This is a genomic window from Providencia alcalifaciens, assembly GCF_020271745.1.
In the GTDB taxonomy this organism is placed as follows: Bacteria; Pseudomonadota; Gammaproteobacteria; order Enterobacterales; family Enterobacteriaceae; genus Providencia; species Providencia alcalifaciens_B.
In genome coordinates this window covers 4,120,340-4,135,013 of the sequence record NZ_CP084296.1, presented here as the reverse complement: position 1 = coordinate 4,135,013, position 14,674 = coordinate 4,120,340, and the positions used below count along the sequence as shown (strand labels likewise).

Genomic DNA, 14,674 nt, shown 5'->3' with positions numbered 1-14,674 from the left:
TAAATAAGAAAATAAATTTATATAAAAATCAATTGGATAAAAATATTATTGAAATGTTGGCACGGGTTGTGCATTATATCTATCAGTTGCTCATTCAATTGCTTATGTAGGTCCAAGCTTGGGGAAACCTAGCAAATGGGAACATACCACATAAAACCCGAATGATGCCAAAGTAAGGTGCCTACCGTCCAAATCATCGATATTCGCTTTCGAGCCTTATCAAACACAGGGCGACACGTGGAGTGAGGCACCACCTATATGATTATCTTTAATAAAAGACATAATCATATGCAAAAAAATCGACACTCAAGCGTAATGTCGAGTATCGCTGGCGGAGGTGAGAAGCAATTCTTTCCTCCGCCTTCCCATTTCTGGGGCATCAACTTTTCTCCCTATCGGATTTATCCTTTTATTCAATCGCAGTATATTTAATCTATTTATCTGAAATCATTCACGTTTCATCCACTTTTTTGGCATGTTCATTGCTATCTATCTGTCTAATGGTTTATCTATCATCAATGTAAACAGCACTTTTCGCATTAACGGGAGTTCTGCTACCATTGAATTACATATAAATAGGTAAGAGATGAATGCGTTGAGTAAATTGCGCCTTTTTCCGCGCTCATTGCGGCAGTTAGTGGTCATGGCTTTTTGGTTAGTCCTTTTGCCATTATTGGTATTGGCTTATCAGGCTTATCAAAGTCTAGAACAATTGAGTAACCAAGCGGCAGATATCAATAAAACCACGCTGATTGATGCTCGGCGCAGTGAAGCGATGAGTAGCCTCGCGCTAGAAATGGAGCGCAGCTATCGCCAGTATTGTGTATTACAAGATAAAGCCTTACAGACGCAGTATCAAAAGCAGTTTGCTGATTATGAACAGATGCTGGAACGCCAAAAAACCATTTTGCCAGAGACACCTGAAGTGTTAGGGCTATTTACTGGATTGCAAAAACTGAAGGTGATTAGTTGTGAAAATAATGAGCCGATGGAAGCCACTACCAAAGTTTTAGAGCAATTCTCTGCGCAAAATACGGCTGTCGTTCAGCAAACTCGAGAGGTTATTTTCAGCCGCGGTGAACAGCTTCAAAAAGCGATTGCCAATAAAGGACAACTATTTGGTTGGCAAACATTGATCCTATTCTTGTTGAGCGCGCTGTTGGTGACATTATTTACTCGTATGATTATCGGCCCGGTTAAAATCATTGAACGCATGATTAACCGCTTAGGGACGGGACTGACTCTGGAAAATGATACTGACCGTTTTAAAGGTCCAAGAGAGCTGCGGATTATTGCTCAGCGAATTATTTGGTTAAGTGAGCGGTTGGCTTGGTTAGAATCCCAGCGTCATGAGTTTTTACGCCATATTTCCCATGAGCTGAAAACACCATTAGCCAGTATGCGAGAAGGAACGGAATTATTGGCGGATGAGGTTGCCGGCCCGTTAACTAGCTCACAAAAAGAGGTGGTTGAAATTCTTGACCAGAGCAGTAAGCATCTTCAGCAACTTATTGAACAGCTTCTTGACTATAATCGGAAATTAGTTGATGAGCCGCCAGTTGCCCAGCACGTCGATTTAAAAAAACTTATTGAAGATATTGTTAATGCACATAATTTACCCGCAAGAGCGAAAGATATTACCACTGATGTCCGCTTAAAAGTGGAAAGTTGCCTTGCAGAACCGACCTTACTCGGAAGGGTTATTGATAATATCTATTCCAATGCGGTGCACTATGGTGGCGAATCAGGTAATATTTGGATCTCAAGCCGCAGGACAGGGAATAAATTACTTATTGAGGTTGCCAATACGGGCACGCCTATCCCTGAGTCTGAGCAAAATATGATTTTTGAACCTTTCTATCAAGGCAGCCTCCAAAGAAAAGGCGCCGTCAAAGGAAGTGGGTTAGGGCTTAGCATCGCGCAAGATTGTATTAAGCAGATGGGTGGTGAATTATCACTAGTGCCACATAAATCAGCGGATGTTTGCTTCCGAATTGAATTGCCTTTAACCGCAGAGAACGAATAATAATGCAAAACAGGTCTACAGATTTTTTGGCGGTATTGTGTAACGCAGTATTGTCGAAGACAAAAACGAGATTGTTAAAGACAAAAACAATCTCAATTCGCCGCGGGACAAGTGTGAAGCCTTCCCACGTCAGTACCCCTTTGGGAATGATTTTATTCTCGCTTATTTTAACCGGGTGTGTCGCGAAGAATGGCCAATCTCCATTAGAAACCCTAGCTAAAGTCGTGATCCCTGAAGTGAAAACTACGGATTACCGTTATGCTTCTTGCGAATCAATTTGGGAAAATCAAGAGCCAGTCTCACAGGAAAATGCCCTCTATTGGTTACGTATGATGGGCTGTGTGGACAGAATGGATGCTGATAAAGCACGCGCCGAAGCGAAAAAGATTGACGTGAATGATTGGGCTACTTCATTTACTAAAAATATTCTATTAGGTTCAGCGGAGCCGACAATCGCTGAACGTCGCCAAATGCTCGATAGCATCAACACCTATAGTTTGAACTTCCCAACACCAATTCGCCCATTATTGCAATTGTGGCGCGAGCAGCAGGTTCAAGTGATTAATCTTGCCGATGCGAATGCACGTTATAAGCGTATGCAGCAAGAGATGGATGCAAAGCTTGACCGTCTAAAAGAAGATAATGCCAAGCTGCGTTTTGAGCTGGATAGTACTTCCCGCAAGTTAGAAAACTTAACGGATATTGAACGCCAGCTCTCTTCTCGCAAGAAAAATGCGAATGAAGTTGAAAAAGAAGATGAAGCCGCTGTTGCTGCGCCATCAGAAACGAAGCCAGCCTCAGCCGAACAGAATTCCTCGGAGAATAAAGCACAATGACCGGCCGTAAGTCAGCTAACTTACTTTTGGTGGATGATGATCCTAGCCTGCTAAAACTGCTTGGTATGCGTTTGAGTAGTGAAGGTTTTAAAGTCTCAACAGCGGAAAGTGGACCTGAAGCACTAAAATTACTCCAAAAAGAAAAAATTGACCTCGTTATTAGTGATTTACGAATGGATGAAATGGACGGTATGGCACTGTTTGATGAAGTGCAAAAAGCCCATCCTAATCTTCCGGTGATTATTCTAACGGCTCATGGTTCGATTCCTGATGCGGTTGCGGCAACGCAGCGCGGGGTGTTTAGTTTCTTAACCAAACCCGTTGATAAAGATGCGCTCTATAAAGCCATTGATGAAGCGTTAGCATTATCTTCCACTCCGATTAGTGATGAAGAGTGGAGCGCTGGCATTGTCACACGTAGCCCGCTGATGATCCGTTTACTTGAACAGGCACATATGGTGGCGCAATCGGATGTGAGTGTGCTGATTAATGGGCAAAGTGGTACGGGTAAAGAAGTATTAGCGCAAGCGATTCATAAAGTTAGTCCGCGTGCTCATAAACCGTTTATCGCAATTAACTGTGGCGCATTACCTGAGCAATTGCTTGAATCTGAACTGTTTGGTCATGCTAAAGGCGCGTTTACAGGTGCAGTCAGTAGCCGTGAAGGACTATTTTTTGCAGCCAGCGGTGGAACGCTCTTTTTAGACGAAATTGGTGATATGCCGATGCCGTTGCAAGTCAAATTGCTGCGTGTTCTGCAAGAACGTAAGGTTCGCCCACTAGGAAGTAACCGCGATTTAGATATCGATGTACGCATTATTTCTGCGACTCACCGTAACTTACCGAAAGCGATGGAAAAAAATGAGTTCCGTGAAGATCTCTATTATCGCTTGAATGTGGTGAACTTGCGGATCCCTGCATTGAATGAACGTGCGGAAGATATTCCGTTATTAGCTAATCATTTATTACGTGAAGCTGCGAACCGCCATAAACCCTTTGTTCGTAGTTTTTCGAGTGATGCGATGAAGTGCTTGATGACAGCAAGCTGGCCCGGAAACGTGCGCCAGTTAGTGAACGTGATTGAGCAGTGTGTCGCATTGACGACATCTCCAGTTATCAGCGAAGCCCTCGTTAGCCAAGCTCTGGAAGGAGAAAATACGGCGCTACCGACCTTTGTTGAAGCACGTAATCAATTCGAATTAAATTATCTGCGTAAATTATTGCAGATGACCAAAGGGAACGTGACCCAAGCTGCACGCATGGCGGGGCGCAACCGCACCGAGTTTTATAAATTACTTGGGCGTCACGATTTAGAAGCGAATGATTTTAAAGAATAAAACCTTTATAGCCTAAAGGATTAAGGGAGAACAAACACGTTATGGGCCGTAAGCTTAATATCACTCTGGCACAACTTAACTGGTTGGTTGGCGACATCGAAGGCAACTGCGAGCGTATGTTGCAAACTGTTGAAGAGCATGCCGAAAATACTGATATCGTCATGTTTTCTGAGTTGGCTCTAACAGGGTACTCCCCTGAAGATTTACTCTTCCGCCACGATTTTGAAGAGCGATGCACCGCGCAATTAAAACGTTTACAACAAGCTAGCGGTCAATGCGGAATTATCGTGGGTCATCCGTGGTATGAAGATAATGAAATTTATAATGCATTATCATTTTTCCACCAAGGAAAGCTATTAGCCCGTTACTTTAAGCAAGAACTGCCTAATTATGGTGTTTTTGATGAGCCTCGTTATTTCACTGCGGCGGAAAAAACGTGCGTGGTGGAATTCAAAGGCTATCAGCTCGGTTTATTGATTTGCGAAGATATTTGGTATGACGAGCCGATTGATGCAGTGAAAGGGGCGGGTGCTGAGTTAGTTCTCACTATCAATGCCTCACCGTATGATTTAAACAAAGAGCATATTCGCAGTGACCTGCTGGTGGAACATGCTCAGCGTACTGGTTTGCCGATTGTCTATCTTAACCAAGTGGGTGGACAGGATGAACTCGTGTTTGATGGCGGCTCGAAAGTGTTGGCAAACAAAGGCAAGCAAGTCTACCAACTGGATGAGTTTGCAGAGCAAGTGGCGACAGTCACCTTTGAAGATGTGAAATTAGTGACTGAGCAGCGGAAGCAACCTGAAGCGTCTCAAATTGCGCAGGTGTACCAAGCATTAGTCTTAGCCACCCGTGATTACATCAACAAAAATGGTTTTAATGGGGCGATTTTAGGGCTATCCGGCGGGATTGATTCAGGATTAACCGTGGCGATCGCGGCGGATGCTATTGGTAAAGATCGCGTACAAGCCGTTATGATGCCGTTCCGTTACACTTCTGAAATGAGCATTCATGATGCTAAAGAGCAGGCAGAATTACTGGGTGTTGAATTTGATATCGTTTCCATCGAACCGATGTTTGATGCCTTTATGGCGCAATTGCAGCCGATGTTTGAAGGCACTCAACCGGATACCACCGAAGAGAATTTACAAGCTCGTTGCCGCGCTGTGATCTTAATGGCGATGTCCAATAAGCGCCGTCGTTTAGTGCTGACTACCAGCAATAAAAGTGAATCCGCAGTTGGGTATTCAACGTTGTATGGGGATATGGCAGGGGGCTTTGATGTCCTTAAAGATGTGCCAAAAACGCTGGTCTTTGAACTGGCTAAATATCGTAATACAATATCGCCGGCAATTCCGCAGCGCGTGATTGATAGACCACCTTCAGCGGAACTGGCTCCAGGCCAATTAGACCAAGATAGTTTACCGCCTTACGATGTGTTAGATGCCATCTTAGACGGTTATGTAGAAAAAGATTTATCTGTAGCTGACCTTATCAAGCTCGGATTTGATAGAGAAATTGTTCGCAAAGTTGTGCGTCTTGTCGATATTAACGAATATAAGCGCCGTCAGGCTCCTGTTGGACCGCGGATCACAATGCGTAATTTCGGTAAAGATCGTCGTTATCCGATTACCTCAGGTTTTGGCCGCAAAAACTGGTCATAACAGGAACTGAAAATGAAAAAAATTGATGCAATTATAAAGCCATTCAAACTTGATGATGTGCGCGAAGCGTTAGCCGAAGTGGGTATCACGGGTATGACGGTGACTGAAGTGAAAGGCTTTGGTCGCCAAAAAGGTCACACTGAACTGTATCGTGGCGCAGAATATATGGTGGATTTTTTACCGAAGGTAAAAATTGAAATCGTTGTGCCAGACGATATTGTTGAAAGCTGTGTAGAAACTATTATGCAAACGGCGCAAACCGGCAAAATCGGTGATGGGAAAATCTTTGTGTACGACGTTGCTCGCGTCATTCGTATTCGTACGGGTGAGCAGGACGAAGAAGCCATTTAACTAGAATGAAAAATGCGGTAACGGGATAAATATATCTTATATGGGATGACAATATATTTATATGCGAGTCCGTTACCGCAATAATTAAAAATGATTTATAACTAAAGCTTTAAAAACAACTTACTATAATGAATAAGTTCGATTAATTTAACGGTAATACTTTATGCGGACCAAAACACTCATAATGAATATTATCGGTAGCAACACCCATTTCAATTAGCTGCTTTCCAACATGTTGCATAAAGCCAACAGGCCCACAGAAATAGAATTGCATATTTGGCTGAAGCACTTTCTCTTTGACTTGCGTTAAATCCAGTAATCCACGGTATTGGTAATCTTCACCCAGTTTATCTTGTGGGGCTGGCTGATTAAACCAGACTGCTGAATGACCTTGAGTATGTTGTGACATCAATTGACTAACTTCTTGATTAAAAGCGTGTACATCCCCATTTTCAGCGGCGTGCAGCCAATTCACAGGTGCTTGATGTTGGTGCATGGTGAGGTGGTTAAGCATGCTGAGCATTGGCGTTAGACCGACGCCAGCAGAAATTAAAGTCACTGGCGTTTTCGGTTCAACATCAAGGTAAAAATCACCGCATGGTGGCGCTAAACGAACAATATCGCCTTCATTGAGATTTTGATGTAAGAAGCCAGAAACGGTACCTTGCTCTTCACGTTTCACCGCAATGCGGTAGTTTTTTCCATTTGGCGCAGTGGTGAGTGAATACTGGCGAATTTCTTGATTTTCAAAACTATTTTCATTCAGGTACACAGTAATATATTGCCCTGGTTGATAATCTGCCACTGCTTTGCCGTCTACGGGAGTGAATTCAAAACTCGTGATAACGGCACTTTGAGGTTGTTTTTTAGTGACTTTAAATTCACGTAAGCCTTCCCATCCGCCAGATTTTTCGGCGTTTTCACGGTAAATTGCGCTTTCACGGTTAATAAAAATATCCGCCAGAACGCCATAAGCTCTTCCCCATGCGTCCAATACTTCTTGACCCGGGCTCAGTAGCTCATCAATGGCAGCGAGCAGGTTTTCCCCGACAATCGGGTAATGCTCTGGTTTGATGTTTAAGCTGGCGTGTTTTTGCGCAATTTTTTCCACTGCACCAATTAACGCTTCAGGGGTTTCAATATGGACTGCATAAGCGCAAATGGCGTTGAATAGAGCTTCACGCTGATCGCCATTCGTTTGATTTCTCATATTGAAAATGTCTTTCAGCTCAGGATGTTGTCTAAACATTCTGTCATAAAAGTGAGCCGTCAATTTAGGACCCGTTGCTGCGATGGCAGGGATGGTGGATTTAATTGTGGCGATAGTTTGTTGGTCAAGCATACAGGTACTCCTGAATTATTTTCATGATATTATGAATTTATAAACATGTATTTTATATGCAACTTATAATATTTAACGAGAAATGTAAATAATTAACGCATTAAAAAGTGGGGGAATTCACCGCAAAATTAGAGGTAGCTAGCAAAGTTAGATATTCGTCTCGGTATTATTGAAATGTGCGCTATTATATTTTGTGTTGTTTAAAGGTATCTGAAAGCAAAAAAATTAATGCAATCGTTTGCGTATATTTTTTCTTAGGGGCTATCTCAATGACGAAAAAGAGTTTACACTGTCAGTCATTAAGTTGAATTGATTGTTACCTTATTGAATTGCTGAGGCAGGAGAAGCGAATGTTAAAGCGTGAAATGAATATTGCAGATTACGACCCACAACTGTGGGAAGCAATGGAAAAAGAAGTACAACGTCAAGAAGAACACATTGAATTAATTGCTTCTGAAAACTATACCAGCCCACGAGTTATGCAAGCTCAAGGCTCTCAGCTGACCAATAAGTATGCGGAAGGTTATCCAACTAAACGTTATTATGGTGGTTGTGAATTCGTTGATGTGGTTGAGCAATTAGCTATCGACCGTGCAAAAGAGTTATTTGGTGCTGACTACGCAAACGTACAGCCACACTCAGGTTCACAAGCTAATGCTGCCGTCTATATGGCGTTACTGCAACCAGGTGACACTGTATTAGGTATGAACCTTGCGCACGGCGGTCACTTAACTCACGGTTCTCCAGTAAACTTCTCCGGTAAACTGTATAACATTGTTCCTTACGGTATCGATGAAAGCGGTAAAATCGATTACGACGATATCGCGGCTCAAGCGAAAAAACATCAACCAAAAATGATCATCGGTGGCTTCTCTGCGTATTCTGGTGTAGTTGATTGGGCTAAGATGCGTGAAATCGCTGACAGCATCGGTGCTTATCTGTTCGTTGATATGGCTCACGTTGCGGGTCTGGTGGCGGCGGGTGTTTATCCTAACCCAGTTCCACATGCACACGTCGTTACTACAACAACGCATAAAACATTAGCGGGCCCACGCGGTGGTCTGATTTTAGCTAAAGGCGGCGATGAAGATCTGTACAAGCGTCTGAACTCTGCGGTATTCCCAGGTTCACAAGGCGGTCCTCTGATGCACGTTATCGCAGGTAAAGCGGTAGCACTGAAAGAAGCGATGGAGCCTGCGTTCAAAACTTACCAACAGCAAGTCGCTAAAAATGCGAAAGCGATGGTTGAAGTTTTCCAAAAACGTGGCTTTAAAGTGGTGTCTGGCGGTACTGAAAACCACCTGTTCTTAGTTGACTTAGTTGACAAAGACATCACAGGTAAAGACGCTGACGCTGCACTGGGTCGCGCAAACATTACTGTAAACAAAAATAGCGTACCTAACGATCCGAAGAGTCCGTTTGTGACTTCTGGTGTGCGTATCGGTTCTCCTGCAATTACACGTCGTGGCTTCAATGAAGCAGATGCACGCGAGCTAGCTGGCTGGATGTGTGATATTCTGGATAACCTCAATGACGAAGCGACCATTGAAGCTGTTAAACAGAAAGTATTAGCTATCTGCAAAAAATACCCAGTTTATGCATAATGGCGATATGCCCATAAAGTAAGCTGAATTAGCATGATAAACCCGCTTCTACACTTTGTAAAAGCGGGTTTTTTGTTGTCGGTTGTAAACCCCTTCATAGGGAGGGGGATATGAAAATAAGGGAGGAGTGATGGTTATTCCATCAACGCGTTGGCTAGCGATTGATTATTTTACCTACTTTTTTGCTTACAGCATTTTCTTACCATTTTGGTCAGTATGGCTACAAGGTGAGGGAATTGATGCAGAAATGATAGGGCTTTTGTTAGGTATCGGGCTTGCGGCACGTTTTCTCGGCGCAATGTTTATCACCCCCCAAGTTAAAGAGCCTTCTAAGCTTATCAATGCATTGCGATTACTGGCGGCGCTTTCCCTTATTTTCTCCATTGGGTTTTCATTTGGGTCCCATTGGGCTTGGCTAATGTTTGTCATGATAGGGTTTAACCTATTTTTTGCCCCTATGGTGCCACTTGGCGATTCATTGGCGGGAACATGGCAAAAACAGTTTACTTTTGATTATGGTAAAATCCGTGTTTGGGGCTCTATCGCCTTTATTATTGGCTCATCGTCGATGGGCTATTTCGCTGGTGTGTGGGGACATACTTCTATCATGGTGGCGCTGGTGGTAAGCTGCGCTGCCCTATTATTGGGAGCGATGTTAAAACCGGCGATTATGCCCGCAGGTGTGGCGAAAGTGAATGGCGCCAATAAGGTCTCATTCAAACAGCTGATTGCAGATAAAAACGTGTTGTTGTTTTTAATCTGTGTCACGTTGTTGCAAGGTGCCCATGCTGCGTATTACGGTTTTGCTTCGCTGTTCTGGAAAGAAGCGGGTTATTCCGATTTAGTGATTGGTAATTTATGGTCGCTGGGTGTGGTGGCAGAAGTGATTGTATTTATGCTGAGCCATCGATTATTCCGGCGTTGGAGCGCACGTAATTTACTCTTATTATCTGCAGTTTGTGGAATTGTCCGCTGGGGAATGATGGGGGCATTTACTGCATTACCGGTCTTAATTATTGTTCAAATCTTGCATAGCGGCACCTTTACCGTTTGCCACTTAGCGGCAATGCGTTTTATTAGTGCGCGTAAAGAAAATGAAATTATACCGTTGCAAGGTGCTTATTCTGCATTAGCGACTGGGGGAGGGCTTGCGGTGATCACCATTATGGTCGGTTATATTTATGAACGTATGCCTGACCAACATGGCGTCGTGTTTTATTTAATGGCGCTTTTAGCGGTGCCTGCGCTATTTATTCGACCAAAAGTGATGGCTCAGTCTTAGTCTGAAGTTACCGTAACCCAATAATAAAAAGGGCGCTTAGTTTTCACTAGCGCCCTTTTTAGCAAATTTAACGAGGGTTAAATTAACGTTTTAATGCTTCAGATAATTCATCTTTCATTGCAGCCAGAATGTCACGAACAACGCGTGGGCTACCTGCGACTAAGTTACCTGATGCTAAATAGTTGTGACCGCCTACGAAGTCAGTCATGATCCCGCCAGCTTCACGCATGATCAGTTCACCGCCTAAGAAATCCCATGGTTTTAAACCGATTTCGAAGTATGCATCCACACGGCCTGCCGCCACGTAACATAAATCCAGAGCCGCTGAACCTGTGCGACGGAAATCTGCACATTGATCAAACATTTTACCCATGATATTCATGTAGATAGACGCGTGTTGTTTGTGTTTGAATGGGAAGCCAGTTGCGACAACTGCGCCTTCAAGGTCGCGCTTCTCAGCCATACGTAAACGGTAACCGTTCATTTGAGCGCCTTGACCACGTACCGCAGTAAATAATTCGTTACGCATTGGGTCATAGACAGCAGCAACCTCTGTACGGCCTTTTACGCGTACAGCGATAGAAACTGAGAAGTGAGGAAAACGTTTTGTGAAGTTGGTGGTGCCATCCAGTGGATCAATTACCCATTGAATATCATCATCTTTACCTAATAATTCACCACTTTCTTCAGTGATGATAGTGTGGTCTGGGTAAGATTTACGAATAATATCAACGATGATTTGTTCAGCGTCACGGTCAACGTTAGTGACGAAATCGTTAGCACCCTTTTGGGTTACTGTTACGTTCTGAGGATCTTCATAGTTTTTAGCTATGTAATTACCAGCCTTACGTGCAGCACGTATGGCGATGTTAAGCATCGGATGCATGGGTATTTTCCACTGGGATGTTAAAGAACGAAAATCAAGAGACGCAAAGTATATAGATGTTCGTCACAATAAGCAATTTTGTGTTAGACTCTTGCGATTAATTTTTCATGACAACGTATAAACCATGCTAGAAAATATTCGTATCGTTCTTGTTGAAACCTCACACACTGGCAATATGGGCTCAACGGCTCGCGCAATGAAAACCATGGGGCTTTCAAATCTCTATTTAGTTAATCCACTGGTTGAACCTGATTCTCATGCTATCGCGTTATCTGCGGGAGCAAGCGATGTTATTGGCAATGCAAAAATCGTAAAATCTCTCGATGAAGCATTAGAAGGGTGCAAATTAGTCATTGGTACCAGTGCGCGTTCTCGTACACTTTCTTGGCCAATGGTCGAGCCTCGTGAATGTGGTGTGAAATCTGTTGAACAGTCAAAAGAGTCACCAGTAGCGATTGTTTTTGGTCGTGAGCGTGTTGGTTTAACCAACGAAGAATTGCAAAAATGTAACTATCATTTGTATATTCCTACCAACCCAGAATATGGTTCGCTGAATTTAGCAATGGCGGTTCAATTAGTTAGCTACGAGATCCGCATGGCGTATTTGGCAATGGAAGAAAAAAATACGCAAACATCGACCGATGATGAGGTAGAATACCCACCGGCTGAAGATCTAGAGCGTTTCTATGTTCATCTTGAAAGCGTATTGAATGAATCGGGCTTTATTCGCAAGGCGCACCCGGGGTTAATTATGAATAAACTGCGACGTTTATTTACCCGCGCTCATGTTGAAACCCAAGAGTTGCACATTCTTCGTGGCATTTTGACATCAATGGAAAAATGGGCGAAAAAATGAGGTTAATGCCGTGGTAAAGTGAGCATAATACTTGAGTAAATTAGTCAGGTAAATAGTTGACCAAATTACTCAGGTATGTCACAATTGCTGCATATTTTACCACGGAGTATTTATGTTATGAGACTCACTTCTAAAGGGCGTTACGCAGTAACTGCGATGCTAGATGTCGCGTTACACTCTCAGACAGGTCCAGTACCTTTAGCTGACATTTCTGAACGTCAGGGAATCTCCCTCTCTTATCTTGAGCAACTCTTCTCTCGTTTACGTAAAAACGATTTAGTCTCTAGCGTTCGCGGTCCCGGTGGCGGTTATCTGCTTGGGCGTGATGCTGACCAAATTTTTGTTGCTGAAGTAATTGCTGCGGTGGATGAATCCGTGGATGCAACCCGTTGTCAGGGTAACAAAGAAGGTTGTCAAAATGGCGACCGCTGCTTAACTCACGCATTGTGGCGTGATCTAAGTGACAGAATTACCAGTTTTCTCAGCAGCATCAGCCTTGATGAGCTGGTTAAGAATCAAGAAGTTCTGGATGTTGCTGATAGGCAAGATAATGAAAAGCGTAAAACAATGCCGAACGGCATTACGCCAGAATCCATTATCAATGTTCGTGCCTAAATAAGTCCGTATCTAACATAAGATAGATTATAAATTGCAGTCGATCACCAAATGGTGAAAAAGCCCAGCCTATAGCGGCTTGCACCAGTGGGGTCATTAAAAAATTAAAGGCAAAGTTGTCTTGTCCTTTGGAGTATGTGAGCAATGAAATTACCGATTTATCTAGATTATTCAGCGACTACGCCTGTTGACCCACGCGTTGCTGAAAAAATGATGCAATGTCTAACAATGGATGGGAATTTTGGTAACCCAGCATCTCGTTCACACCGTTTCGGCTGGCAAGCTGAAGAGGCTGTAGATATTGCTCGTAATCAAATCGCTGAATTAGTGAATGCTGATCCTCGTGAAATCGTTTTCACATCAGGTGCAACAGAATCTGATAACTTAGCTATCAAAGGTGCTGCCCAGTTCTATCAGAAAAAAGGCAAGCACGTCATCACTTGTAAAACAGAACATAAAGCGGTTCTGGATACATGCCGTCAATTAGAGCGTGAAGGTTTTGAAGTGACTTACTTAGCACCTCAAAGCAACGGTTTAATTGACCTGAAAGAGTTAGAAGCGGCAATGCGCGAAGACACTATTTTAGTGTCAATCATGCACGTGAATAACGAAATCGGTATTGTTCAGGACATCGCGACAATCGGCGAATTATGCCGTAGCCGTGGTATCGTATTCCACGTTGATGCAACGCAAAGCGTTGGTAAATTACCTATCGACCTGTCAGCGTTGAAAGTTGACCTGATGTCATTCTCTGCACACAAACTGTACGGACCAATGGGTATCGGCGCACTGTATGTTCGTCGTAAACCGCGTATCCGCTTGGAAGCACAGCAACATGGTGGTGGTCATGAACGTGGTATGCGTTCAGGCACTTTACCTGTCCACCAAATCGTGGGCATGGGCGAAGCTTACCGTATCGCTAAAGAAGAAATGGCTCAAGAATCTGAACGTCTGCGTGGTTTACGCTTACGTTTATGGAATGGTATTAAAGATATCGAAGAAGTTTACCTTAACGGTGACTTAGAAAATGGTGCGCCGCACATTCTGAACGTCAGCTTCAACTATGTTGAAGGTGAGTCATTGATGATGTCGCTGAAAGATTTAGCAGTTTCCTCTGGTTCAGCATGTACTTCTGCAAGCTTAGAACCTTCATACGTGCTGCGTGCTTTAGGTATGAATGATGAACTGGCTCATAGCTCAATTCGTTTTTCTTTAGGTCGCTTTACGACAGAAGAAGAAATTGACTATGCAATTAAACAAATTCATGGTGCGATCGGCCACTTACGTGAGCTGTCTCCTTTATGGGATATGTTTAAAGCAGGCGTAGATCTCAACAGCATCGAATGGTCTCACCATTAATCAGACAGTTTCAGGAGTTTAAAAATGGCTTACAGCGAAAAAGTTATCGATCATTATGAAAATCCACGTAACGTCGGTTCATTTGATAACAATGATCCAAGCGTGGGTAGCGGTATGGTAGGTGCACCTGCTTGTGGTGACGTTATGAAGTTACAAATCAAGGTAAATGATGACGGTATCATTGAAGATGCACGTTTCAAAACCTATGGTTGTGGCTCTGCAATTGCATCAAGTTCATTGGTAACTGAGTGGATGAAAGGCAAAAGCTTAGACGAAGCTGAGTCAATCAAAAATACAGCGATCGCGGAAGAATTAGAATTACCACCAGTGAAAATTCACTGCTCAATTCTAGCTGAAGATGCAATCAAAGCTGCTATTGCTGATTACAAAAGCAAACGCCAAGGCAAATAATAGATAAATATCAGTAAGTAAGGGCTGTACCTTAGACCATATAAACAACAAAAACGGACAGCCCACGACTGATAGTTAAACTCAAATTAATTAAAGATGTATTTA

Annotated in this window: 13 protein-coding genes; 11 read left to right on the top strand and 2 right to left on the bottom strand. The window is 43.2% G+C overall.

All coding sequences use genetic code 11. The annotated features are described in order from the left end of the window. Window positions 1-586 precede the first annotated feature (586 nt). The 5 genes from LDO51_RS19120 to glnB all read left to right on the top strand — a co-directional run bounded on the left by LDO51_RS19120 (window position 587) and on the right by glnB (window position 6,214). A complete protein-coding gene (locus LDO51_RS19120) occupies window positions 587-2,026 on the top strand; it encodes a sensor histidine kinase (RefSeq protein WP_225575824.1) in 1,440 nt (479 codons plus the stop codon). 113 nt (window positions 2,027-2,139) lie between these two features. Further along, window positions 2,140-2,862, top strand: coding sequence for a two-component system QseEF-associated lipoprotein QseG (gene qseG / locus LDO51_RS19115; RefSeq protein ID WP_225575823.1), 723 nt, complete (start codon window positions 2,140-2,142; stop codon window positions 2,860-2,862). Further along, window positions 2,859-4,199 (top strand): two-component system response regulator GlrR, encoded by a 1,341-nt coding sequence (glrR, locus tag LDO51_RS19110; protein ID WP_225575822.1) that lies wholly within the window; start codon window positions 2,859-2,861, stop codon window positions 4,197-4,199. Before qseG ends, glrR begins: the two co-directional genes overlap by 4 nt. A gap of 41 nt (window positions 4,200-4,240) precedes the next feature. Beyond that, window positions 4,241-5,863, top strand: coding sequence for an NAD+ synthase (locus LDO51_RS19105; protein WP_225575821.1), 1,623 nt, complete (start codon window positions 4,241-4,243; stop codon window positions 5,861-5,863). A gap of 12 nt (window positions 5,864-5,875) precedes the next feature. After that, on the top strand, window positions 5,876-6,214 hold the full coding sequence (gene glnB, locus LDO51_RS19100) for a nitrogen regulatory protein P-II (protein WP_004921424.1): 339 nt from the start codon (window positions 5,876-5,878) through the stop codon (window positions 6,212-6,214). A gap of 142 nt (window positions 6,215-6,356) precedes the next feature. Here glnB and hmpA read toward each other — a convergent pair whose 3' ends face one another. Further along, the gene (hmpA, locus tag LDO51_RS19095) at window positions 6,357-7,556 is read right to left on the bottom strand and encodes an NO-inducible flavohemoprotein (RefSeq protein ID WP_225575820.1); all 1,200 of its coding nucleotides are present in this window, start codon (window positions 7,554-7,556) and stop codon (window positions 6,357-6,359) included. Between the two features lie 350 nt (window positions 7,557-7,906). Here hmpA and glyA point away from each other — a divergent pair, with 350 nt between their 5' ends. Both glyA and LDO51_RS19085 read left to right on the top strand, forming a co-directional pair. Then, entirely contained in the window at window positions 7,907-9,160 is a 1,254-nt protein-coding gene (glyA, locus tag LDO51_RS19090; RefSeq protein WP_036949469.1) for a serine hydroxymethyltransferase, read from the top strand. Between the two features lie 130 nt (window positions 9,161-9,290). Beyond that, a complete protein-coding gene (locus LDO51_RS19085; protein WP_225575819.1) occupies window positions 9,291-10,442 on the top strand; it encodes a 3-phenylpropionate MFS transporter in 1,152 nt (383 codons plus the stop codon). A gap of 82 nt (window positions 10,443-10,524) precedes the next feature. Here LDO51_RS19085 and suhB read toward each other — a convergent pair whose 3' ends face one another. Next, window positions 10,525-11,328 carry an inositol-1-monophosphatase gene (gene suhB, locus LDO51_RS19080; RefSeq protein ID WP_108478536.1) on the bottom strand — a complete coding sequence of 268 codons (804 nt, stop codon included), beginning with the start codon at window positions 11,326-11,328 and terminating at the stop codon, window positions 10,525-10,527. A gap of 124 nt (window positions 11,329-11,452) precedes the next feature. Between suhB and trmJ the strand changes: the two genes are divergently transcribed. The 4 genes from trmJ (at window position 11,453) to iscU (ending at window position 14,569) form a co-directional block, all read left to right on the top strand. Next, window positions 11,453-12,184, top strand: a complete 732-nt coding sequence (trmJ, locus tag LDO51_RS19075) for a tRNA (cytosine(32)/uridine(32)-2'-O)-methyltransferase TrmJ (protein ID WP_225575818.1) — start codon at window positions 11,453-11,455, stop codon at window positions 12,182-12,184. Window positions 12,185-12,301: 117 nt separating this feature from the next. Beyond that, on the top strand, window positions 12,302-12,799 hold the full coding sequence (gene iscR, locus LDO51_RS19070) for a Fe-S cluster assembly transcriptional regulator IscR (protein WP_036949477.1): 498 nt from the start codon (window positions 12,302-12,304) through the stop codon (window positions 12,797-12,799). A gap of 144 nt (window positions 12,800-12,943) precedes the next feature. Further along, window positions 12,944-14,158: an IscS subfamily cysteine desulfurase gene (locus LDO51_RS19065; RefSeq protein WP_225575817.1), complete on the top strand. Its 1,215-nt coding sequence runs from the start codon at window positions 12,944-12,946 to the stop codon at window positions 14,156-14,158. Between the two features lie 24 nt (window positions 14,159-14,182). Beyond that, on the top strand, window positions 14,183-14,569 hold the full coding sequence (iscU, locus tag LDO51_RS19060; RefSeq protein ID WP_036949481.1) for a Fe-S cluster assembly scaffold IscU: 387 nt from the start codon (window positions 14,183-14,185) through the stop codon (window positions 14,567-14,569). Window positions 14,570-14,674: the final 105 nt, after the last annotated feature.

Coding starts and splice junctions, on each gene's coding strand:
- trmJ (WP_225575818.1), top strand. CDS start 11,453: ATGCTAGAAAATATTCGTATCGTTCTTGTTGAAACCTCACACACTGGC.
- LDO51_RS19105 (WP_225575821.1), top strand. CDS start 4,241: ATGGGCCGTAAGCTTAATATCACTCTGGCACAACTTAACTGGTTGGTT.
- hmpA (WP_225575820.1), bottom strand. CDS start 7,556: ATGCTTGACCAACAAACTATCGCCACAATTAAATCCACCATCCCTGCC.
- suhB (WP_108478536.1), bottom strand. CDS start 11,328: ATGCATCCGATGCTTAACATCGCCATACGTGCTGCACGTAAGGCTGGT.
- glyA (WP_036949469.1), top strand. CDS start 7,907: ATGTTAAAGCGTGAAATGAATATTGCAGATTACGACCCACAACTGTGG.
- LDO51_RS19085 (WP_225575819.1), top strand. CDS start 9,291: ATGGTTATTCCATCAACGCGTTGGCTAGCGATTGATTATTTTACCTAC.
- LDO51_RS19120 (WP_225575824.1), top strand. CDS start 587: ATGAATGCGTTGAGTAAATTGCGCCTTTTTCCGCGCTCATTGCGGCAG.
- glrR (WP_225575822.1), top strand. CDS start 2,859: ATGACCGGCCGTAAGTCAGCTAACTTACTTTTGGTGGATGATGATCCT.
- LDO51_RS19065 (WP_225575817.1), top strand. CDS start 12,944: ATGAAATTACCGATTTATCTAGATTATTCAGCGACTACGCCTGTTGAC.
- iscR (WP_036949477.1), top strand. CDS start 12,302: ATGAGACTCACTTCTAAAGGGCGTTACGCAGTAACTGCGATGCTAGAT.
- iscU (WP_036949481.1), top strand. CDS start 14,183: ATGGCTTACAGCGAAAAAGTTATCGATCATTATGAAAATCCACGTAAC.
- glnB (WP_004921424.1), top strand. CDS start 5,876: ATGAAAAAAATTGATGCAATTATAAAGCCATTCAAACTTGATGATGTG.